Annotated in this window: 17 protein-coding genes and 1 tRNA gene; 14 read left to right on the top strand and 4 right to left on the bottom strand. The window is 62.0% G+C overall.

All coding sequences use genetic code 11. The features are described from left to right. Positions 1–149 precede the first annotated feature (149 nt). Positions 150–1196 carry an AraC-like transcriptional regulator QhpR gene (gene qhpR, locus AC2A1F_RS17685; protein WP_484210098.1) on the top strand — a complete coding sequence of 349 codons (1047 nt, stop codon included), beginning with the start codon at positions 150–152 and terminating at the stop codon, positions 1194–1196. 16 nt (positions 1197–1212) lie between these two features. Further along, the gene (locus AC2A1F_RS17690) at positions 1213–2055 is read left to right on the top strand and encodes a type 1 glutamine amidotransferase (protein ID WP_484210099.1); all 843 of its coding nucleotides are present in this window, start codon (positions 1213–1215) and stop codon (positions 2053–2055) included. 70 nt (positions 2056–2125) lie between these two features. Here the strand turns inward: AC2A1F_RS17690 and AC2A1F_RS17695 are convergent, their stop codons facing one another. Next, positions 2126–2998, bottom strand: coding sequence for a 3,4-dihydroxyphenylacetate 2,3-dioxygenase (locus AC2A1F_RS17695; protein WP_484210100.1), 873 nt, complete (start codon positions 2996–2998; stop codon positions 2126–2128). A 143-nt stretch (positions 2999–3141) separates the two neighbouring features. Between AC2A1F_RS17695 and AC2A1F_RS17700 the strand changes: the two genes are divergently transcribed. The 5 genes from AC2A1F_RS17700 (at position 3142) to AC2A1F_RS17720 (ending at position 11565) form a co-directional block, all read left to right on the top strand. Next, on the top strand, positions 3142–4407 hold the full coding sequence (locus AC2A1F_RS17700) for a cytochrome P450 (RefSeq protein ID WP_484210101.1): 1266 nt from the start codon (positions 3142–3144) through the stop codon (positions 4405–4407). 54 nt (positions 4408–4461) lie between these two features. Next, a complete protein-coding gene (locus tag AC2A1F_RS17705) occupies positions 4462–5787 on the top strand; it encodes a type I glutamate--ammonia ligase (protein ID WP_484210102.1) in 1326 nt (441 codons plus the stop codon). 7 nt (positions 5788–5794) lie between these two features. Beyond that, a complete protein-coding gene (locus AC2A1F_RS17710; protein ID WP_484210103.1) occupies positions 5795–7255 on the top strand; it encodes an aldehyde dehydrogenase family protein in 1461 nt (486 codons plus the stop codon). 279 nt (positions 7256–7534) lie between these two features. Next, positions 7535–9886, top strand: coding sequence for a TonB-dependent receptor (locus tag AC2A1F_RS17715; RefSeq protein ID WP_484210104.1), 2352 nt, complete (start codon positions 7535–7537; stop codon positions 9884–9886). Further along, entirely contained in the window at positions 9886–11565 is a 1680-nt protein-coding gene (locus AC2A1F_RS17720) for an amidohydrolase (RefSeq protein ID WP_484210105.1), read from the top strand. The genes AC2A1F_RS17715 and AC2A1F_RS17720 overlap by 1 nt, the downstream gene beginning before the upstream one ends. Here AC2A1F_RS17720 and AC2A1F_RS17725 read toward each other — a convergent pair. Next, complete coding sequence (locus tag AC2A1F_RS17725) at positions 11562–12572, bottom strand: AraC family transcriptional regulator (RefSeq protein WP_484210106.1); 1011 nt, start codon at positions 12570–12572, stop codon at positions 11562–11564. The genes AC2A1F_RS17720 and AC2A1F_RS17725 overlap by 4 nt on opposite strands. Before the next feature lie 213 nt (positions 12573–12785). Here AC2A1F_RS17725 and AC2A1F_RS17730 point away from each other — a divergent pair, with 213 nt between their 5' ends. Together AC2A1F_RS17730 and AC2A1F_RS17735 are read left to right on the top strand one after the other, a co-directional pair. Beyond that, on the top strand, positions 12786–14549 hold the full coding sequence (locus AC2A1F_RS17730; protein ID WP_484210107.1) for an amidohydrolase: 1764 nt from the start codon (positions 12786–12788) through the stop codon (positions 14547–14549). Next, the gene (locus AC2A1F_RS17735) at positions 14546–15658 is read left to right on the top strand and encodes a class II histone deacetylase (protein WP_484210108.1); all 1113 of its coding nucleotides are present in this window, start codon (positions 14546–14548) and stop codon (positions 15656–15658) included. The genes AC2A1F_RS17730 and AC2A1F_RS17735 overlap by 4 nt, the downstream gene beginning before the upstream one ends. 123 nt (positions 15659–15781) lie before the next feature. On the opposite strand, the gene AC2A1F_RS17740 is transcribed toward AC2A1F_RS17735, so the two are convergent. Next, positions 15782–15868 (bottom strand) — tRNA-Leu (locus AC2A1F_RS17740). Between the two features lie 120 nt (positions 15869–15988). Continuing rightward, complete coding sequence (locus AC2A1F_RS17745; RefSeq protein ID WP_484210109.1) at positions 15989–16792, bottom strand: MJ0042-type zinc finger domain-containing protein; 804 nt, start codon at positions 16790–16792, stop codon at positions 15989–15991. Positions 16793–16941: 149 nt separating this feature from the next. On the opposite strand from AC2A1F_RS17745, the gene ftsE reads away from it, so the two are divergent. The 5 genes from ftsE to AC2A1F_RS17770 all read left to right on the top strand — a co-directional run bounded on the left by ftsE (position 16942) and on the right by AC2A1F_RS17770 (position 20908). Then, entirely contained in the window at positions 16942–17691 is a 750-nt protein-coding gene (gene ftsE / locus AC2A1F_RS17750; protein WP_484210110.1) for a cell division ATP-binding protein FtsE, read from the top strand. Beyond that, positions 17688–18623, top strand: coding sequence for a cell division protein FtsX (locus tag AC2A1F_RS17755; protein WP_484210111.1), 936 nt, complete (start codon positions 17688–17690; stop codon positions 18621–18623). The genes ftsE and AC2A1F_RS17755 overlap by 4 nt, the downstream gene beginning before the upstream one ends. A gap of 51 nt (positions 18624–18674) precedes the next feature. Continuing rightward, on the top strand, positions 18675–19223 hold the full coding sequence (locus tag AC2A1F_RS17760; RefSeq protein WP_484210112.1) for a YdcF family protein: 549 nt from the start codon (positions 18675–18677) through the stop codon (positions 19221–19223). Then, positions 19223–19948: a lysophospholipid acyltransferase family protein gene (locus AC2A1F_RS17765; RefSeq protein ID WP_484210113.1), complete on the top strand. Its 726-nt coding sequence runs from the start codon at positions 19223–19225 to the stop codon at positions 19946–19948. The genes AC2A1F_RS17760 and AC2A1F_RS17765 overlap by 1 nt, the downstream gene beginning before the upstream one ends. A 192-nt stretch (positions 19949–20140) precedes the next feature. Next, positions 20141–20908, top strand: coding sequence for a class I SAM-dependent methyltransferase (locus AC2A1F_RS17770; RefSeq protein WP_484210114.1), 768 nt, complete (start codon positions 20141–20143; stop codon positions 20906–20908). Positions 20909–20913: the final 5 nt, after the last annotated feature.

The following is a 20913-nucleotide window of genomic DNA, read 5'->3' on the forward strand; positions in this document are numbered from 1 at the left end:
CCCTTTTCCATACGTGACAATTCAGGGCAATTTCTGACGATTTCTATCAATATTCACGCGATGCGAATCGATAGGCTCCATTTCCAACGAGAATGCCTGTTCCCGACCCGAACCCCTGCGTTCGGGCGGGCAGCACCGGGGAGAAAACGATGTCGCATGCAAGAGTGCGCACTGCTGCGCTCGATGGTTGGGCCGGTCTTCTGGCTGACAAGTCTTCTGCCGCCGTACCACTTCCAACGCCCACCTCGCAAACCACCGTCTGTCTGCGCGACCCCGTCCTGCCCGGCAACCCTTTGTCCAGCGCCGCCAATTCGATCCCGCTGGCTGATTTCGTGCGCTTTTCCGAAGATGTGGTGCACCAAACCCGCGATGTGGCGATCCCGTGGCTGGCAGGCGTCCACTATGATCTCGCCTCGCTCGGCCCGATCGGCACGGCCATCAATTCTGCCGGAAAGGTCGGCACGGCGCTGCGGCGCATGGTCGATTACTTCGCGCTGCTGCAGGATTGCACCGATATCCGGTTAGAGCGTGAGGAGGACATGGCCTCGGTCAGCTATCGCATTCTCGATCCCGACATCTGGCCGCGCCATCATGACGCGATGTTCTCGCTAGGCATCATCGGCCAGATCATCCGGCGCGGCACCAGCGGCGCATGGGACAAGGTCGAATTTGCGTTCGAAGCCGAAAGCCATGAAATGCGCGGCGACATTGGCAAAGTCCTGCGGGCGTCCTGCACATTTGGCGCAGATACCAACCAGATCCGCTTTCCGGCGCAGATGCTCGATCTTGCCCTGCCACCAACGCAGGGGCCTCAGGCCGATCTGCGGCAGCTTTCGGGCGAGATGGTGGCGCAGCGGCGCAACACGGCGCTGGTTGAACGGCTTGCTCAGGTGGTGTTCCGGGATCTGAATACGCAGGGCATCGAGCAGGAACGCATCGCGCGCGAGATCGGCATGTCGAGCCGCACCATGCGCCGCAAGCTGGCCGAAGAAGGCAGCTCGTTCCAGCAGGTGCTTGATGAGTGCCGGATGCGGCAAGCGGTGTTCGAATTCCGCACCCGCCCCGACCTTTCCATCGCGCAAATCGCGCTGCGTCTGGGCTATGCCGAACACAGCAATTTCACCCGCGCCTTCCACCGCTGGAGCGGCATTTCCCCGCAGGCCTACCGGTCCAATCTGGCCCGCACAGCACACTGATTCAGAGACTGCTTCCATGACCCGATTGCTGCTGCTCGAAGGCAACACCGCCGACAAACGCGCCCGCGCGCGCGACCTTGGCGTGCGCAATTCCAGCGAGATCTACGCACTGGCGATTGCCGCGCACTTTCCGCAGATCGAACTCGATGTGCTAAACGGTGCCGATCCGGGCGAGGTCATGCCGCAGGGGCGCACATGGGCCGATTACGATGGCTTCGTCATCACCGGCTCGTCGCTCCACGCCTATGACACAGACTTTGCCGTGACCAACCAGATCGCGCTGGTGGCGCAGGCGGCCGAGCACGGTCTGCCGATCTTCGGATCGTGCTGGGGCCTGCAGATTGCCGCAGTGGCCGCCGGTGGCGAAGTGGGCCTAAGCCCGCGCGGGCGCGAAGTGGGCTTTGCCCGCAAGATTGCGTTGAACGCTGAAGGCCGTGCGCATCCGATGTTTGCGGGCAAGCAGGCCGTGTTCGATGCACCGTGTATCCACTATGACGAAGTGACGCGCCTGCCCCAAAGCGCCACGCTGCTCGCCTCCAACCGCCACAGCGCGGTGCAGGCCGCCGTCATTCCGCTGGGCCGCAGCGAGGTGTGGGCGGTGCAGTATCATCCCGAGTTTGACCTTGGGCAGATCGTGCAACTCTACACGCTTTATGAAGACGATATGGTGGCGCAGGGGTTCTTTGCAGACGTCACAACACTGGCCGCCTATCGCGAAAATCTGGCCTCGCTGGCCACCGATGGCACCCGCGCAGACCTTGCCTGGCAGCTTGGCGTGGACGAGGATCTGACCGACGACACCGTGCGCCGCGCAGAGATTATCGCATGGATAAAGGCCTGCGTTCTGAAGTGCACCTAGATGCACCTAGCAGCACCTAAACGCCCATAACGCGCTGCAAAGGGGGCACAAATGCCCCCTTATTCGCGGCTCAGTTCCACCCGTCGGCGGGCTTGTCGAACCACACGTGGACCTGGCTGGTGCCTGTGGCATTTTCGTAATCCGAAAACTGCCGCCCCTTCGCTTTCCAACTCCGCCCGCCGCATGCGGCTGCCATCATCAAATAATGTCCAAAGCGCGCTTCGGGGGCATGGCGCAAGTATTCGGGCATCGAATCGATCACCGCAGCGTGGTTGCCTTCGGCGAACCAGCGCAGCCGCTCAAGATCGGCCTCGCGCGCTTCAGGGCTCGAAATGTGAATGGGATCGGAGGCTTCGTGCAACGCGATCTGCTTGAACGGCCAGAACCGGTGGCTCATCGATCCGCTGGCAATGATCACCACGCGCTTGTCGGACTCTTGGATCGCGCGGCCAATGCCTTCGCCGACGGTCAGGAAATCATCGGGTTCGCCCGAATAGGCGTGACTGACCGAGAGCCATTCCTCCTCACCTTGGAGAAATGTGGTAAGGTTTACAGTGGGATAGTGGATCGGAAGCCACGGATCGTCATTGGCCGTTGTGCGCACCCCGGCCTGCGTCGCGCGTTCGGCAATGGCGTGGGCCAGTGCGGGTGAGCCTTTGATATCATAGGGAATCTGCTTCATTCCGCGCGGCAGTTCATCCGATGTGAACAGCCCCGCCCGCCTGCTATGCGCGGTTACGCAGAATTCGGCGATGGTGAACCAGTGCGTATCCAGCAGCACGATGGTATCGGGCTTCAGCACATCGAGCACTTCGCTTTTCAGCCGGTGCAGGCCCGGTACAAGGCTGATTTCCTTGCCTTCGTTCAACTCGTAGCGGTCTTCCTTCGACATCATGATCGTTGGCGCGTGTGCGACGATGCCGGCTGCGATGATCTCGCCCATCTGGGCCTCCTTATGATGCGATTACAGGCTCGCTGTTAAGCGCAAGTCGGGCCGACCTGAATAGCCCTGCGCAAGTCTGTCCGCTTAAGCCAAGTCCCCCACGCCCCGGCAGGACTAGCACCGCTGCAAGACCGGAGGATCAGATGCAGTTTCCCTTTTCGCGCTCGACCGACGCACACGTCGATCTTTCATCGCAAGATGCGTTTAATGATGGTGCGCCCTTTGCCACGTTTGACCGGATGCGGCGCGAAGAGCCGATGGCGTGGTCCGAAATGGTCAATGGCGACACCGGCTTCTGGTCGGTCACCCGCCATGCCGATCTGCTGGAACTGAACCGGCAGGCCGATCTCCTGTCATCGGCCAAGGGCATCCGCATGGAGGACCAGTCCGAGGAAGAGTACGAGGCGCGCAAGACCTTTCAGGAAACCGACGCCCCCCACCACCGCGGCTTTCGCGCATTGGTTTCGAAAGCTTTTTCCAAGAGCACCGTTGCGGGATTTGAAGAGCAGATCCGCACCATCGTGACCGACCTGCTCGACGTGGCGCTGGATGAGGGCGAGTTTGACGCGGTGGACCGCATCGCGCGGCGCCTGCCGATGCAGATGCTGGCGCAGATCATGGGCGTGCCGCAGGAAGACGGGCCGTGGCTGGTGGAAAAGGGCGATGCGCTGATTTCCAATTCGGACCCGGACTATACCGATTTCGTGGTCGATCAGGTGGATACCGAGGCCTACCGGATGCTGCCTTTCCGGTCGCCTGCTGCGGTGGAACTGTTCGATTATGCCAATGGCCTGCTCGACCGGATGGACGCAGGCGAGCAGATCGGCGTGCTCAATCTGGTGCGGCAAACCACCAGCACCGGTGTGCAGATGAGCCGCGATGAATTCCGAAACTTCTTCTGCCTGCTTGTGGCCGCCGGAAACGACACCACACGCTATTCGATCTCGGCCACGATCCACGCCATCGCCAACAACCCGCATCTGTTGCAGGCACTGAAAAATGGCGATTTCCTGAGCTGGGAAGCCGCAGCGGACGAGATGATCCGCTATGCCTCACCCACCACCCATTTCCGCCGCACGGCCACGCGCGCCTTTGAATTTCATGGCAAGCAAGTGCAGGCAGGCGACAAGGTGCTGCTGTGGTTCCTTTCGGGCAACCGCGATGAAACCGCGATTGCCAATCCCTACACCATCGATCTGCACCGGGAACGCAATCCCTTCTTGTCGTTCGGCCAGGGCGGCCCGCACATTTGCCTGGGCATGTGGCTGGCCAAGCTGGAAGTGGCCATCGTCATGCAGGAACTGGCCAAGCGGATCGCCACGATCGAGCAGGTGGCCGACCACAGCTATCTGCGATCCAACTTCATCCACGGCATCAAACATCTGCCGGTACGCATCGTTGCCTGCTGAAATCGTGGCCCACCAAGGGCCAGAAAGAACAAACGGGGCAACCTGGGGAGAACCATGACCACCATGCCGAAAATCGACGCCCCGCGTGTGAAAGCCCCCGTGCAGGACCGCTGCCGGGTGCTGTTTGCCGACCAGCTGAATCTGGCGCGCGGCAAATATGTGCCGATGGCAGACGCGGCGCGCGGACACACCCGGATGTGCGTGGGCACTTTTGCCGTGACTTATGACAAGGCGCTGGTGGCCGCGCCCGGCGGCGGGATGCTGGACGGGTTGCCCGATATGGAGGTGACCTTCGATCCCAAGGCCATGCGCCCTTCGTGGGATGCGGGCACGCAGATTGCGCTGGGGGCCTTGCGGTTCAAGGGTGAACCCTTTGTGCTGTGCGGGCGCAGCGCGCTGCAACGTGCGATTGATGGCTGGCGCGCGCGAGGGCTGGAGCCGATGGTGGGCATCGAGATGGAAGCCTACATCTTCCAGCGAGATACAGATGGCCAATGGGTGCCTTACGATACACCGGGCGCTTTCGTTTATGGCACCGGGCCGTTCTCCGATCCGGCCGGACTGATTGACGAGATCTGGGCCACGGCGCAGGCTTGCGACATTCCGGTGGAATCGATGAATGCCGAATTCGATGCACCACAGTTTGAACTGACACTGCGCTATGCCGATGCGATGAAGGCGGCGGACGATGCCTTCCTGTTCCGCCAGATGGCGCGCGAAGTGCTATACAAGCGCGGCTACTTGCTGTCGTTCCTGCCCAAACCCTTTGCCGACAAGAGCGGCAGCGGGCTGCATTTCAACCTGAGTTTTACGCGCGACGATGGCAGCAATGTGTTTGCCAACGATGTGGCGAGCGGCACGCTTTCGCCCGAAATGCGCGGCTGCATTGCGGGGCTGATCCGCCATCACGAAGCCCTGTCTGCGATCATGGCACCCACGACCAACAGCTATGCCCGGCTGCAGCCTGCCAGCCTTTCGGGATACTGGGCGAACTGGGGGATCGATCACCGGTCGGTCACTGTGCGCGTTTCGGCAGAGATCGGGCCGGCAGCGCGGATCGAGCACCGCATGGCTGATTGTGCGGCAAGCCCATATTTTGCGATGGCGGCGATGCTGCAAGCAGCATTGCTAGGCCTTGAGCATGGCTACGATCTGCCTCAGCCCGAACTGAACGACGGGCTGGAGACGATCAACACCGATCGCCACACCCCGCACAGCCTTTCAGACGCGTTGGATGCGCTGGAGGCCGATGTGGTGCTGACACAAGCTGTTGGCGCGGAAATGATTGCCAATTTCATCGCTATCAAGCGCGAGGAAGTGCGCATCGTTGGCGAAAAGAGCGAGGCGGAAGGCCTTGCCTATTACCTCCCCTATATCTGAGGCCCCCATGCGCGAACGCATTGACATTGCCGGCATTTCCATCTCGCCCGATCACTTCATCGGCGGCAGGCGGGTGCCATCGCCCTATACGTTCGAGACGCGCTGCCCGTTCGACTGGTCGTGGAAGCTGGCCGACATTTCGCGCGGGACTGTGACGACGGCGGCGCAAGCCGCCCAAGCCGCAACCGATGCCTTTCCGGCTTGGGCCGCGCTGAGCGCCGCCGAACGCGGGGCCTTTCTGCACCGGCTGGCCGATCTGATTGAGGCCAATGTCGAAAAGCTGGCGATGATCGAATGCCTCGACATGGGCATGCTGCTGGAAAGCCTGCGTCTGCGCGTGATTTTGCGCGGGGCGGCCAATTTCCGCAACTATGCCGATCTTGCCAGCGAGCATCAGGAGCGGGTGTGGTCATCGCGCGGTACGGCCAATCGGGTGATCCGCATGCCCGCAGGCCCGGCGCTGATCATCACGCCGTGGAATGCGCCGTTCATGCTTTCCACCTGGAAGTGCGCGCCTGCGCTGGCGGCGGGAAATACGGTGATCCTGAAACCGGCTGACTGGTCCCCACTATCGGCTTCGCTGCTGGCGGACCTGATCGACGAAGCGGGCTTTCCGGCAGGCGTTTTCAACATCGTGCAGGGCTTGGGCGCGGAACTGGGCAATGCGCTGACATCCGACCCGCGCATCAAGCGCATCAGCTTTACCGGCAGCGTGCCCACCGCGCGCGTGATCGGCAAGGCGGCGGCGGAAAACATCGTGCCGTTCACCGCCGAACTGGGCGGTAAATCGCCGCTGCTGGTGTTTGCCGATGCCGATATCGATGCGGCGGCCAAGAAGGCGGCTGGGCAATATGATGATAGCGGGCAAGTGTGCATGGCTGGCACCCGGATCATCGTGGAAGAAAGCGTGCGCGAGGAGTTTCTCAAGAAGTTCCATGCCTATACCGATGCGCACGTGATGGGCGACAGCCGCGATGGCGCGACCACAATGTCGGCGCTGATCCATCCCGTCCATGCTGAGCGCGTGTTGGGCTTCATCAACCGCGCGCGGGCGGCAGGCGATACTATCGTGCGTGGCGGGAGGCGGTGGAAGGACGGCGCGAACTGGATCGAGCCGACGCTGATCCTGCCGAAAAGCAACGACAGCGAAGTTGTGCAGAACGAAGTGTTCGGCCCAGTGCTGACGTTCCAGACTTTCCGCGATGAAGCGCAAGGCGTGGCGCTGGCCAATTCCACCGCATTCGGTCTTTCGGGCATGGTCTATACCGGCAATGCCGAGCGGGCAGAGCGCGTGGGCCGGGCGGTGCGCGGCGGAACGGTGTGGGTCAACACATTCCTGGTGCGCGATCTGACCGCGCCGTTTGGCGGGATCGGCATATCGGGCATTGGCCGCGAGGGCGGAGATTATGCGCTGGATTTCCATTCCGATCTGAAGACGCTGCAAATTCTGGAGGGCAGCGTCAGCTGACGCACCGTCTTCGCTGGCAAAGCTGCTTGCCCCTCCTTCGCGCGCAGGCGTGAAGGAGGGGTTTTTGCGTGACTGCGGCTTGCAGATTGTCAGCAATCGCAAGCGTTCTTGGCAAATCTGGCCAAGATTGCGGGTTCGGCCTGACGATGTGCCTGAAATGTCAATCAAGGCGAGATTTGCCACTTACGATCAATTGGAAATTCCCCGTCCGTTATAGCCTCTCATCAGTGGTTTACGGCTTGGTCAGCGACAAGCTGCGACCGAAGGGGAGAAAAAATCATGAGCAAGCATATTCTCGGCGCCCTGTCAGGAGGCAGCGCTTTGATCGCAATGCTGGCAGCGATGCCCGCCCTCGCGCAGGAAACCGCAGCGCCGCAGTCTGCCGAAGACGCCGACCAGAGCGGCGAGATCGTGGTGACGGCCACCCGCAAGAACGAAGTGTTGAGCAAAGTGCCGATCAGCGTGAGCGCGTTCAGCACCGAAACGCTCGACAAGCGGGGCGTGCGCGATTTTGCCGATGTGATCCGCCAGACGCCGGGCATCGTGTTTGAGCAGACCAATACCACCACCAACATCGCCATCCGCGGCATCAATTCCTCGGTCGGGGCATCGACCACCGGCATCTATATCGACGATACGCCGATTCAGGTGCGCGCGCTGGGCTATTCGGGCGGCAACGTCTATCCGGTGATCTTCGATCTGGAGCGCATCGAAGTGCTGCGCGGGCCGCAGGGCACGCTGTTTGGCGCAGGATCGCAGGGCGGCACGATCCGCTTTCTGACGCCGCAGCCCGATGCCTCCAAGACATCGGGCCGCTTCCGTTCGGAAGTAGCGACGACCGAAGGCGGCGGGATGAGCTATGAAATGGGCGGGGCCATTGGCGTACCGCTCGTGGCCGATACGCTGGCGGTGCGGGCCAGCGCGTATTACCGGCGCGATGGCGGCTGGATTGATCGGGTCCGGTTTGAAGACAAACAGGTAATCGACAAGAACGCCAACCGCATCGATTCGCTCGTAGGCCGCGTGGCCGTGGCGTGGACGCCAACGCCGGACCTGACGATCACACCCTCGGTCGTCTATCAGCGCATCAAGAACAACGACAGCCCGGAAAGCTGGGACAATATCCAGCGTGACCCGGCATCGCCCAACGCGATGTTCTCGGACTATGACAATGGCGTGTTCCTTAACGGCAACCGTGTGCGCGAAAACGGCAATGACCGGTTTGTCCTGCCATCGCTGAACATCAAATATGCGCTGGGCGGGGCCGATCTGATTGCCATCGGATCGTATTTCGACCGGCGGCAGACGTTCCGTTCGGACTATACGAACTTCAACCAGAGCTTGTTCACCGGCATCACCCTGCCGATTTTCGCCGATCAGGCCGCGCCGTCGGACTTCATTAACACGCAGAAGAACTGGACCGGCGAACTGCGCCTGCAATCGACGGCGACCGACAGCGCCTTTACCTGGGTGGTCGGCGGCTTCTTTCAGGATGCGCAGCAGGTTTCGATCCAGCAGGTCGAAGACCGGGCCTTCTACCAGTATGCGCCGTTCCTTGTGGGCGTTCTACCGCCGCTGGTTGATGGCAGGCTGATCTATGATCAGGCGACCAGTTCAAAGGACCGGCAATATGCGGTGTTCGGCCAGGTGGGCTTCAAGCCGGTGGACCGGGTGACGCTGACGCTGGGCCTGCGCTATGGCCGCACCGAGTTTTCGATCAATTCGTTTGCGCAAGGGCCGGTGGTCGGGCCGCCGGTGACCGATATCGGCGGGCAGAAGGAAAGCCCGTTCACGCCCAAGTTCGGCATCGATTTCCAGATCGATCCGCGCACGCTGGTCTATGCCTCGGTGGCCAAGGGTTTCCGCCCCGGCGGCTATAACCCCCAAGTCGGCCTGCCCTGCGGCGGTGAGCTTGGCGCGATCGGCTATCCCAACGGACGGCCAACGCTCTACAATTCGGACTCGGTCTGGAGCTATGAGGTGGGCGTGAAGACCCGCATGGCGGGCGGGCGCGTCGGAGTGCAAGGCAGCGTTTACCAGATCGACTGGACCGACATCCAGCAGGCCGTGGCGCTCAATTCCTGCGGGTTTCAGTTCACCGGCAATCTGGGCAAGGCGCGCAGCCGTGGCTTTGATTTGCAGTTCGATGCCAAGATCACCGACCAGTTCAGCGTGCAGGCCGAAATCGGCTATACCAACGCCAAGTTCCTGCAGACGTTCACCGGCGGGCCTTCTGCGGTGGTGCCGCTGGTGACCGCAGGCAACCGTGTGCTGTCCCCGCCGTGGACGATTTCGCTGCATGGCCAGTATGATATCCCGCTGGGCGAGAACACTGGCTATATCCGCAGCGATTACGATTACCGCTCGCAGCAGAACGACCTGACGCCGGGCATCGATCCGCGCAATGGCGGCGCTGACCCGACGCTGACCAATCCGCCTGCGCTGAACCAGTGGTCGGCGCGTGCCGGTTATCGCTTCAACGGGGTGGATGTTTCGGTCTTCGTCAACAACATCCTGGGCAGCGCGGTGTGGCAGGGACGCCGTTCGCGCGACAATGGCGGGGCGACGATCTATCGCTCGCACGTGATCCGGCCGCGCACCTTTGGCCTGACGGCTGGGTATACGTTCTGATGCGTAAAGCTGCGGCTTTGCTGGCGACAGTCTTCGCCGCAGCCCTGCCCGCCGCCGGGGTGGCATCTGCTCCCCCGGCGGACGTGCTGTTTACCAACGCCAAGGTCTATACGCCGCAAGGCTGGCGCACGTCGCTCGCCGTGCGCGATGGGCGGATCGTGGCCATCGGGCGCAAGGTGAAGGCGCAGCGCGTGGTGGATCTTAAAGGCCGCACGGTGATGCCGGGGCTGTATGACATGCACGTGCACCCGGTGCTGCAGGCCAAGGGCGAGGAAGGCCGCTGCCGCATTCCGCAGGATGCAGGGGCGGCCCGCCTGCTCGAACTGGTCAGCGCCTGCGTGAAGGCCGCAAAGCCCGGCGAATGGGTGAGCGGTGGACAGTGGCAGGCATCGCTGCTGAAAGGCACGCCGATCACTGCGGCGACGCTCGATGCCATATCTCCCGACAATCCGGTGATGCTGTTCGATGTCAGCGGGCACAGCGTATGGGCCAATTCGCGCGCGCTGGCGCTGGCGGGGATCGGCGCAGACACGCCCAATCCCGAAGGCGGGATCATCGAGCGCGACGCGGAGGGCAAGCCCACAGGCGTGCTGCGCGAGACGGCAGGGCGGCTGGTGACCAGCAAGATACCGCCGCAAAGCATGGCCGAGACCGAGCGGCAATTGGCGAGCCACTTGCGCATGCTGGCGGGATTCGGCGTGGTCGGCTTTGTGGAAGCGATGGCGTTTCGACCCGATCTTGAAGTCTATGCCACGCTGGCGGACCGGGGCGTGCTGAAACAGCGAGTGCAGGCCTGCATCGCCTTTTCCGAAGCGGGCCGGGCCAATCCGGCATTTGATGCCACAGTGGCGGATCGCAAGAGCTTTGCGCGCGCCACTTTCAACGCCGATTGCATCAAGGTCTTTGCCGATGGCGTGCCCACGGAAAGCCACACCGGCGCGATGATCGACGATTATCATGGCGGCCAGCCCAATGCGCCCGCCAAGGGCCTGCTGCTGTTTGAACCCGAAGCCATGGCGCGCAACGTGGCCGATTGGGACCGGCAGGGCATTACCGTGCTGTTCCACGCCGCCGGCGACCGCGCAGTGCGCGCCTCGCTCGATGCCGTGCAGGCTGCGCGCAAGGCCAATGGCATGGGCGGGCCGATGCATCAGGTTGGCCATTCGACCTTCGTTGACCCGGCTGATCTGCCGCGTTTCAAGGCGCTGAATGCGGCGGTGGAATATTCCCCCTATCTGTGGGATCCGCAGCCGATCAACGATGACATCACCAGCGCTGTGGGCACACCGAGGATCGACCGCGTATGGCCAATCCGCGACGGCTTTGACGCAGGCGCGCTGGTGATTGCCGGATCGGACTGGGCGGTGGTGCCCTCCCCCAACCCGTGGATCGGGATCGAAACGGCGGTGACCCGGCGCAATTCTGGCGGCGGGGCGCGCACATTCGGCGCGGCGCAGGCGGTCACGCTGAAACAGGCAGTCGCGATGTTCAGCCTCAACGCGGCCCGGCGGATGGGCATTGCGGACAAGGCCGGATCACTCGAAACCGGCAAACTGGCCGATTTCCTGGTGCTTGATCACAACCCGTTTGCGGTGCCGATCACACAAGTCCATGCCACGAAAGTCCTGGAAACGTGGATCGGTGGCGAGCGTGTGTACCATGGGGACCAGCAGCCCTAATCCACCTTCGCATCCCGATAGCGCTTGGGCGTTTGCCCGTAATGCCGGGCAAAGCTGCGCACAAAGCTGGCGCTTTCGGCAAAACCTACGGCGAGCGCAATTTCGGCAACATCACGCTGGCTTTGGCGCAGCAGGCGGGCGGCGGCCGTCATTCGCCGATCATGCACCAAATCGCGCCAGCGCAGGCCATCTGTTCGCAGCGCGCGGTTGAGTGTGGCGACCGATACGCCCAGTGACATGGCCACGCTTTCCAGCGTGACAGCCTCGTCCAGCGCGCTGCGATCCAGCAACCGGCGCACTTCGCGGTTCAGGCCATGCCTGCGCAGCGCATCCCCGGCGCTGCGCTTCAAATGCTCCTCGATGATCGGGAACAGGCCCGGATCAATCGCACCACCGGTGCGCGACAGGAACGATTCCTCGAACGAGAACGAATTGGTTTCCTGATCAAAATAGACCTCGCACCGGAACAGATCACGGTGCAGGCGCGGATTGCCTTGGCGAGAATGTTCAAACCGCACTTCGACCAGTTCAAACTCCGGCCCGACAAAGCTGCGACACAAATTGTGCATCAGCGCGAGAGAGAATTCGGCATCCTGCCGCCGGTTCTGCAGCGCCTGATCGGTCAGCGCATATTCGAAAGTGGCAATCCCGGCCGCCACGGTAAAGCGATTGCGCACCGCCTCCTGAATCGCGCCAAGATAGGTATCAAAACCCGTCAGCGCCGCGCGCAAGGTGGGCGCGCTGAAGAACAGGAAGCCCAATGCACCCAAACTGTCTGCCCCGCCCAGCCTTCCGGCCTGAAGGCCAAAACAGGGGTTGCCCGCGCGCTGCGCCGCCGCTTCGAAAAACGCCAGATAATCAGCCAGCGGCATGATTGCCCGGCTATCATCGAGGCATTCGCGCCGGATACCGAATTCGGCCAGCAAAGGTTCGGGCGGATAACCTGCAAGATCAAGACAATGGGCGATGTGACGCATGACGACGACCGAGATCGTCGGCCCGGTCATGCCGCAAAAACGCGCCAGTGCGCAGAGGAACGCAGCGTGCAGGCCATAGGCTGCAACGTTTGGCGAATTGCTTTATGGTTTCAATGCCAAATTAGGAGATTGGCCGGTTTGGCCAAGCCTGCTGACCAGTGCGTTTGGCCTAATCCGCCGTGGGCGCGGTCAAGGGATCGCGCCGCCATCCAGCGCCCAATGCTGGCCACAGGAGCCATCGCCATGATCCGACCAGCCGCCCTCTCCATTCTTTCCCACGTGGCGGTCTGCGCTGTTGCGCTGGCCTCAGTCCCGGCCATGGCGCAGAGCGATAGCGCGGCAGCGACTGCGCCCGATGCGGCGCGACCCGACATGGTCTTTGTCAACGGTACGGTGCTGACCCCCACTGGCACCGCGCAGGCCGTGGCCGTGGCCAAGGGCGTGATCGTGGCGGTGGGATCGGTGGCAGAGATCGAGAAGCTGCCACTTGAAGGCGCTCAGCGGATTGACCTTGGCGGGCGGACACTGATGCCGGGCCTCTATGACATGCACGTGCACACCTATTTCGCCGGGCGCGACAAACTTTCCTGCCGCTTTGCCCAAGGTGCACGGGCAAAGGAGATTGTCGCTGCGGTAAAAGCCTGTGCGGCAAAGGCCAAGCCCGGCGAATGGATCAGCGGCGGCAGCTGGGTGGGGGCGGCGTTCAAGCCGGGGGAACAGCATCGCCGCCTGTTGGACGCGGCTGCTCCGAACAACCCCGTAATGCTCTGGGACGAAAGCTTGCATAGCCTTTGGGTGAATTCCAAAGTTTTGGAAATCGCCGGGATCGGGCGCGGTACGCCAAACCCCGATGGCGGTGTGATCGACCGCGATGCCAAGGGCGAGCCGACCGGCGTGCTGCGCGAAACGGCATCGCGCGCCATCGAAAAGTTCACGCCATCAGTCTCGGAAGACGATCAGGCACGCGCGGTGAAAGTGGCGACCGACGAGATGCTGTCCTACGGCATCGTCGGCTTTACCGATGCGGCAGTGCGGAGCGAAATGGTGGGCGGGCTTTCGGCCTACGCGCGCAGTGGCGGGCTGAAGCAATATGCGCGCGGCTGCATCGTGTGGGGGCCGAATTCGGGCAACAGCGAGGGCCTGATCGCGCAGCGGCAGGCGTGGAGCACCGGGCGGCTGAAGCTGGATTGCGTAAAGATGTTTCTGGATGGCGTGCCGCTGGAAGGGCGCACCGCCGCGATGATCGAGCCTTATGCACACAGCGCCGATGCGCATGCGCATGATGCAAAAGGAGCCGCGGGCAACACCGGCCTGAAGCTGATCCCCGAAGACGTGCTGTTTCCCGCCCTTGAAGAATTTGACCGGCAGGGCATTCTGGTAAAATTCCATGCGGCAGGCGATGGGGCAGTGCGCGAAGCCGCTGATGCGATTGCCGCTGCGCGCAAGGCCAATGGTTATACCGGGCAACACCATGAAATAGGCCACAACACCTTTATCGATCTGGCCGATGTGCCGCGCGGGCGCGAGTTGCACTTCACGTGGGAGCTTTCCCCTTACATCTGGTGGCCGACACCGATCACGTCGGTCGATATTGCCGCAGCGGTGGGGCCGGAGCGGATGAAGCGGCTCTGGCCGGTGCGCGACGTGATCGAAAGCGGCGCGAACGTGGTGATCGGCTCGGACTGGCCGGTAGTGCCTTCGGTCAACCCTTGGATCGCGTTTGAAACACTGGTCACCCGGCAGGTGCCCGGCGCTACAGGCGAGCCGATCAACGCGGGGCAGCGGATCACCCGCGAACAGGCGCTGGCCGTGCTGACGCGCAATGGCGCTGCAGAAATGGGGCGTCTGGATCAGGGCGGCACGATTGAACCCGGCAAGCTGGCCGACATGATCGTGGTGGACCGCAACCCGATGACCGTGGCAGCAGGGGAAATCCACAAGACCCGCGTGCTGGCCACCTACATTGCGGGCGAGAAAGTCTTTGCTGCCGAAGGAGAAGCCAAGTGAGCGATGCCACGCTGTTCCTAACCGACGAGCGCACTTTCTGGCACAGCACCGGGGTGCAGGCGCTGTTCATGCCAGTGGGGGACTGGGTAGAGCCGCCTGCGGGCAGCTATGGCGCAGATACGCCGGGATCGAAGCGCCGCCTGCTCAATCTGGTGCGTGCGGCCGGGTTCGACAGCGCGCTGGAGGTGCGCAGCGCCGCCCCTGCGACGCATGACGATCTGCTGCGGGTGCATCCGGCTAGCTACATCGATGAATTCAAGCGGCTGAGCGATGCTGGCGGCGGCGAACTCGGCGTGTTTGCGCCGTTCAGCAAGGGCGGGTTCGAGATTGCGAGCCTTTCGGCGGGGCTCGCCATTGAAGCGGTGGATGCGGTGCTGACAGGCCGCGCGCGCAATGCCTATGCCTTGTGCCGTCCGGCGGGGCATCACTGCCTGGCGCATGAACCGATGGGCTTTTGCCTGCTCGCCAATATCCCGATTGCGATAGAGGTTGCCAAGGCGCGCCATGGATTGGGCAAGGTAGCTGTGGTCGATTGGGACGTGCACCACGGCAATGGCACACAATCGATCTTCTATGACCGGGCCGATGTGCTGACCGTATCAATCCACCAGGACCGGTGTTTCCCGCCGGGCTATTCCGGCTTTGAAGAGCGTGGCGAAGGGGTGGGTCTTGGGGCCAATCTCAACATCCCGCTGCCCGCCGGAAGCGGCCATGAGACATATCTGGCCGCGCTGGACCGCATCGTCATCCCGGCGCTGCGCCAGTTCGATCCAGACCTGATCGTGGTCGCCAGCGGTCTGGATGCCAATGCGGTTGATCCGCTGGCGCGCCAGTTGCTGCATTCGGACACGTTCCGGGACATGACGCAGCGCATGGTCACCCTTGCCGATGAACTGTGCGAAGGTCGGCTCGCCATCGTCCACGAAGGGGGATATGCAGAGGCTTATGTGCCGTTCTGCGGGCTGGCCGTGCTCGAAGGGCTGAAGGGGGAGCGCAGCGTGGTGACTGACCCTGAGCTGGAGTTTTTCATGGCCCAGCAGCCTTCCGAACGCGTGGTGCAGTTCCACGCCACGCTGATCGATGAAATGGTGGCCGCACTCGGGTTCTGACATGGCTCAACCGCGCATCGGGTGCCCGGCCATGCGCCGGGTGCCTGCACGTCCGTGCGGCATTTCCACGCATAATGATGGGGGATGCCCGCAGGCAAAAGCCCGATAGCTTGCCTGACTATCTGGTGCGGTCGAGAAGACTCGAACTTCCACGGGCTTTCGCCCACAACGACCTCAACGTTGCGCGTCTACCAATTCCGCCACGACCGCAAAATCAGACGGGGTGCAAAGGTTGTCACCTGCACCCCGTGGTGGGGTAGGAGCGCGCCCCTAGCAAAGGACATTGCGGGGCGCAACAAGGATCGGGACTTTTTTGTATTAGTAGGCTGATCAGTCGGGCTTCCAGCCGATTTCGGCCACTTTGGCAGACTTTGGCACATCGGTGACCGCAGCGTTGATCGTCACGCTTTCACCGGGGGCCAGTTCGTCTTGCGGAGGCGGGACTTCCCAGGTCTTGACCACTTTGTCCTGCGCATCGCGCAGCACGATCAGGATCTGCGGGATGGCCCGCACGTCCTTGCCGTTGTTGGTTACCGTGCCGCTGGCGCCGAAATACTCCGTGCCGTTGGGCAACTGGCGGCGGTCCTGCTTTTCGGGCGGGAAGGACAGGACAAGATCGGGGCGATCCGCGCCAAAGGTCTGTACAGCACCGGGCAGCCATTGCGGCAGCCCGAATTGCCACGCAGCGCCGCCCAATGCCGCCATGGTCAGCGCAAAAGCGATCCCGGCGATGGTCCACATCTTTGCCGGATTGCGCCGCCTGCGGAACGGCGGCTGGTGTTCGAATGGCGAAGGATCATCATCGGAATAGACCGGCGGTGATACGCGGCGTGCCGCTTCGGGCAGGGGCGGCGGCATCACCGGCTCTGGCGCAGGTGCGGCTTGTGGCGCTAATTCAGGTGTGGAGGAAAATGCCGGCTGGGATGCCTGCTCAGACTCTGCGGCCGGAGCAGCGATAGGAGCGTCGGCTACAGCTTCGACCACGACCTCTGCAGGTTTGCGTTCAGGCAGGGCTGGTCCGTCCTGAAACCATGAATGGCGGCACCGTGCGCAACGCACGGTCCTGCCGTCCACTCCGATGGCATTGTCAGGGACGACATAGCGCGTCGAACAGGCGGGGCACGCGATGATCATGGCTGCGGGTTAAGCATGCCCAAGCCCTTTGTAACAATAGCTTCGCTGTAGAAGAAACGCTTCAACGGCCTTTTTTCCACATGGATTGCCGCGTATGGCCCATCTGGCGTAATCATCGGCACGCAGCAAACAGGTACAGTCTCCACCTTATGAGCCAGAACGAAGATGCGGAGATCGTCCATTTCGACAATGTCGGGCTGCGCTATGGCACCGACAAGGAAGTGCTGACCGATGTCAGCTTCACGTTGTATTCCGGGCGTTTTTACTTTCTGACTGGCGCATCGGGCGCGGGCAAGACATCGATGCTCAAGCTGCTTTATCTGGCCCAGCGCCCCTCGCGCGGGCTGATCCGCATGTTCGGCACCGATGCGATCACCTTGCCGCGAGACCGCCTGCCCGGCTTCCGCCGCCGCCTGGGCGTGATATTTCAGGACTTCCGGCTGGTCCCGCACCTCTCGGCTTTTGACAATGTGGCCCTGCCCTTGCGCGTGGCCGGGGTGCCGGAACGCGATATTGTCAAGCCGGTGACTGACATGCTCGACTGGGTGGAACTGGGCGACCGCAGCCACGCCCGCCCGGCCACGCTTTCGGGCGGGGAGCAGCAGCGCGTGGCGATTGCCCGCGCGGTGATCGGGCGGCCCGATATGCTGGTGGCTGATGAGCCGACCGGGAACGTCGATCCCGATATGGCGATAAAGCTGCTGCGCCTGTTCGAAGCGCTGAACCGGTTGGGCACGACCGTGGTGGTCGCCACGCACGATGTCCACCTGCTGCGCAAAGTGCCGGATTCGCTGATCATGCGGCTCGACAAGGGACGCCTGTCCGATCCCACCGGCGCCTTGCGTTACCCCCCGCGCCGCGCCACGGCCGCTCAACGCCCCGAACTGATTCTGCGATGAACGTTATCGCCGCCCTTACCGGAAACCGGCGCGAGGAGTGGCGCCAGCGCGCCAGTGCCGAAAGCCGCCTGCTGCCGCAGGGCAAACTTTCAGGGCCGATGCCTTGGGTCATCGCAATCATGATCGGGCTGACCGTGGTGGCCAGCGCCTGCGGCCTTGCGCTGCGCAACACCGCCCGCGTGGCCAGCGCCGATGTGGCAGGCGGCGTGACTGTGCAGATCGTCAACGGCGCCCCGCGTGAGCGAGACCGGCAGGCGCAGGCCGCACTCGCAGCGCTGCAAGGCGCGCCCGGTGTCGCCTCGGCCCGGCTGGTGCCGCAAAAGGAACTGGATGCGCTGGTGGAGCCGTGGCTGGGCACAACGGCGGGCGATGATGTAAATGCGCTGCCCGTGCCCGCGCTGATCGATGTGCGGCTGGCGGGCAATGCCGACAGCACCGCCATTAATGGTCTGCGTGCGCGCATAAGCCCGGTTGCACCCGATGCCCGGATAGATGCACAGGCAAGCTGGCTGGCCCCGGTGTTCGAAGCCATCGGCGCGCTGCAATGGCTGGCGGGTGGCCTGATCGCGCTGCTGGCCTTTGCCACGGTGGCGACCGTGCTGCTGGCATCACGCAATGCATTGAGCAATCATCGCGGCACGATAGAGATCGTCCACATGCTGGGTGGCACCGATGCGCAGATTGCCCGTATTTTCCAGCGTTCGATGGCGGTAGACGCCGCTGCAGGCGGCATCGGCGGGCTGCTGCTGGGCATGGTGACAACTGCACTACTGGCCCGCCAGTTCGCGGCGCTGGGATCAGGCATGATGACCGCGGGCGGCCTTGGCTGGACGGACTGGCTGGTGATTTGCTGCATCCCGGTGGGCGGCGTGCTGCTGGCCGTGCTGACCGCGCGTCTTTCAGTGCTGCAGGCACTGAAAGGCATGCTGTGAGCATGGAGTATGATCTGGCCCCTTTGGCCAAGCTCCTATGACCAAACCCCTATGACAAAACATGGCATCTTCCGGCGGTTGTTCTCGTTGCTCTTGATCTTCTGGTCGCTGGGCTTCGTGTGGTTTTCGGTATTCCTGCCGCAGCCGGTGGTGGAACCGGTGCGCAGCGATGGCGTGGTTGCCCTTACTGGCGCGGGCGGGCGCATCCCCCACGCGCTGGATGTGGTGCGCAAGGGCAGGGCAAAGCGCCTGCTCGTCTCAGGCGTGGACCGCGAAGTGCGCCCGCGCGAGTTTGCGGTGGAATACAAGGTGCCCGACCGGATGATGGCCTGCTGCGTCACCTTGGGCTATGATGCGGTGGATACGCGCAGCAATGCCGTCGAAACCGTCCGCTGGATCGGGCAAAACAAGCTGCGGTCCGTGCGGCTGGTGACGACCGACTGGCATATGCGCCGCGCTGCCTTCGATCTGGCTGCGCAGGCTCCCAGCAACCTGATTATCATCCGCGATGCCGTGCCATCGCAGCCCAGCTTTCGGACCCTGTTCATCGAATACAACAAACTGGTGGCACGTTTGGTCGCGTGGATGGTTGGCTGGTAATGATCCGCAAAATGCTCTCAGTGCCGCGCAGTATTGCGTTCTACATCGCGTTCTATGGTGGTTCGGTATTGTTCGTCACCGGCACGCTGCTCACCATGTCCATCCACCGCGCCCTGTTCCGCGCGATCGTGCGCGGGTGGAGCGGGTGGCACCGGGCATGCTGTCGTGTGCTGCTGGGAATCCGGGTGGAACTGGAAAGCCCGGTGTTCAAACCCGGCGTGCTCTATGCCATCCGCCATGAATCGTTCTTTGAAGCGATTGATATGCCCTGGCTGTTCCATCTGCCGGTCGTGTTTGCCAAAGCAGAGCTGCTGGCCATTCCCGGCTGGGGCGTGGCCGGGCGCAACTTTGGCTTGATCGGCGTTGAGCGTGAGGCAGGCGCCAAGGCGCTACGCACGATGCTGTCCGAAGCGCGCCGCCTGATCGCCGAAGACCGACCGCTGATCATCTTCCCCGAAGGCACCCGCACCCCGCACGGCACCCCGGGCCAGTTGCAGGCAGGCTTTGCCGGCATCTACAAGCTGCTGCGCCTGCCGGTGATCCCGGTGGCGGTGGACAGCGGCCCGCTTTACCACCGCACATGGAAACAACCCGGCACCATCCGCTACCGCTTCGCCGAGGAGATCCCGGCGGGATTGCCCCGCGAGGCGATCGAGGCACGGGTGGAAGCGGCGATCAATGCGTTGAATGGGGAACGCAAGCTCATATCAGAGCGTGATGGATAGCCAATACTACACCAATACAGTAACATACGAATTCTTGACAGGATGCGAAAACCTTCTGCAGTCTCCCAAAAAAAGACGAAAACGCCCACTCTTGAAAAATAAGCATTTGACGGCTTCGGCACTTGATGATTTCTATGGCCCAGCAACAAAAGCTTTATAAAGTGAGCAGTTGAACCAATGTTTCAACAATACGTGGATCACAAACTTTACCGCGTGCGTGGATTCATGCATCCCGTTGATGCAATGGTTTTCGCCCGAGTTCTGGAGTTCCAGAATTCTCAATCGTGGCATGGCTCCCTTGCCGAGATTGGCGTTTTTTATGGGCGGTCCCTTTCGCTTCTTGCGCAGGATGCAAAGTTACGCGGCTCGAAGGTTTACGGTTATGACCTGTTCGACATTTCCGGGCAGAAGGCCTATGTCGAGAAAGTCCTTGAAGACCAGAACCTGTCCCAGTTCGCACAGCTTTTTGCGGGAAGCTCTTTGGATTTGAACGCGAAGGATGTCTTGCAGGAATGTGGGCCGATCCGGTTCTTTAGTATTGATGGCGGACACGAACTTCATCACATCAAAAATGACGCAAATCTGGCGCTATCCACATTAAGCGCCAATGGAGTTATTGCTTTTGATGATTTCATGAACGCACAGTATCCCGATCTAAGCGTAGGGATCATTCGTTTTCTTGAAGAAAATAGTGATAAGATTGTGCCTTTTGCAATCACCAGAGCCAAACTATACGTTACCACCGTTGATTTTTATGAAAATTACTTCAACTTCCTGAAGAATTCTTCATATTGGGCCGGTACCGGCACAGACGTTTTCCAGTTTCTGGGAAGAGATATCGTTTCAATAGAGCAAAGTTTTTTGAACCGGATCATTTACCAGAAATCAGCCGAAATCGGTTTCGGGCATTTGGCCAATGCCTTTGTGCCTCAGAAAAAGCGTTGGGCCGCAAGGCAGTAAACAGA

It is taken from the genome of Novosphingobium sp. HNCC26BN242, from assembly GCF_057180525.1.

Excerpts from the sequence above, each read along its gene's own strand:
- qhpR (WP_484210098.1), top strand. The coding sequence starts at position 150 with ATGTCGCATGCAAGAGTGCGCACTGCTGCGCTCGATGGTTGGGCCGGT.
- AC2A1F_RS17690 (WP_484210099.1), top strand. The coding sequence starts at position 1,213 with ATGACCCGATTGCTGCTGCTCGAAGGCAACACCGCCGACAAACGCGCC.
- AC2A1F_RS17695 (WP_484210100.1), bottom strand. The coding sequence starts at position 2,998 with ATGGGCGAGATCATCGCAGCCGGCATCGTCGCACACGCGCCAACGATC.
- AC2A1F_RS17700 (WP_484210101.1), top strand. The coding sequence starts at position 3,142 with ATGCAGTTTCCCTTTTCGCGCTCGACCGACGCACACGTCGATCTTTCA.
- AC2A1F_RS17705 (WP_484210102.1), top strand. The coding sequence starts at position 4,462 with ATGACCACCATGCCGAAAATCGACGCCCCGCGTGTGAAAGCCCCCGTG.
- AC2A1F_RS17710 (WP_484210103.1), top strand. The coding sequence starts at position 5,795 with ATGCGCGAACGCATTGACATTGCCGGCATTTCCATCTCGCCCGATCAC.
- AC2A1F_RS17715 (WP_484210104.1), top strand. The coding sequence starts at position 7,535 with ATGAGCAAGCATATTCTCGGCGCCCTGTCAGGAGGCAGCGCTTTGATC.
- AC2A1F_RS17720 (WP_484210105.1), top strand. The coding sequence starts at position 9,886 with ATGCGTAAAGCTGCGGCTTTGCTGGCGACAGTCTTCGCCGCAGCCCTG.
- AC2A1F_RS17725 (WP_484210106.1), bottom strand. The coding sequence starts at position 12,572 with ATGACCGGGCCGACGATCTCGGTCGTCGTCATGCGTCACATCGCCCAT.
- AC2A1F_RS17730 (WP_484210107.1), top strand. The coding sequence starts at position 12,786 with ATGATCCGACCAGCCGCCCTCTCCATTCTTTCCCACGTGGCGGTCTGC.
- AC2A1F_RS17745 (WP_484210109.1), bottom strand. The coding sequence starts at position 16,792 with ATGATCATCGCGTGCCCCGCCTGTTCGACGCGCTATGTCGTCCCTGAC.
- ftsE (WP_484210110.1), top strand. The coding sequence starts at position 16,942 with ATGAGCCAGAACGAAGATGCGGAGATCGTCCATTTCGACAATGTCGGG.
- AC2A1F_RS17755 (WP_484210111.1), top strand. The coding sequence starts at position 17,688 with ATGAACGTTATCGCCGCCCTTACCGGAAACCGGCGCGAGGAGTGGCGC.
- AC2A1F_RS17760 (WP_484210112.1), top strand. The coding sequence starts at position 18,675 with ATGACAAAACATGGCATCTTCCGGCGGTTGTTCTCGTTGCTCTTGATC.
- AC2A1F_RS17765 (WP_484210113.1), top strand. The coding sequence starts at position 19,223 with ATGATCCGCAAAATGCTCTCAGTGCCGCGCAGTATTGCGTTCTACATC.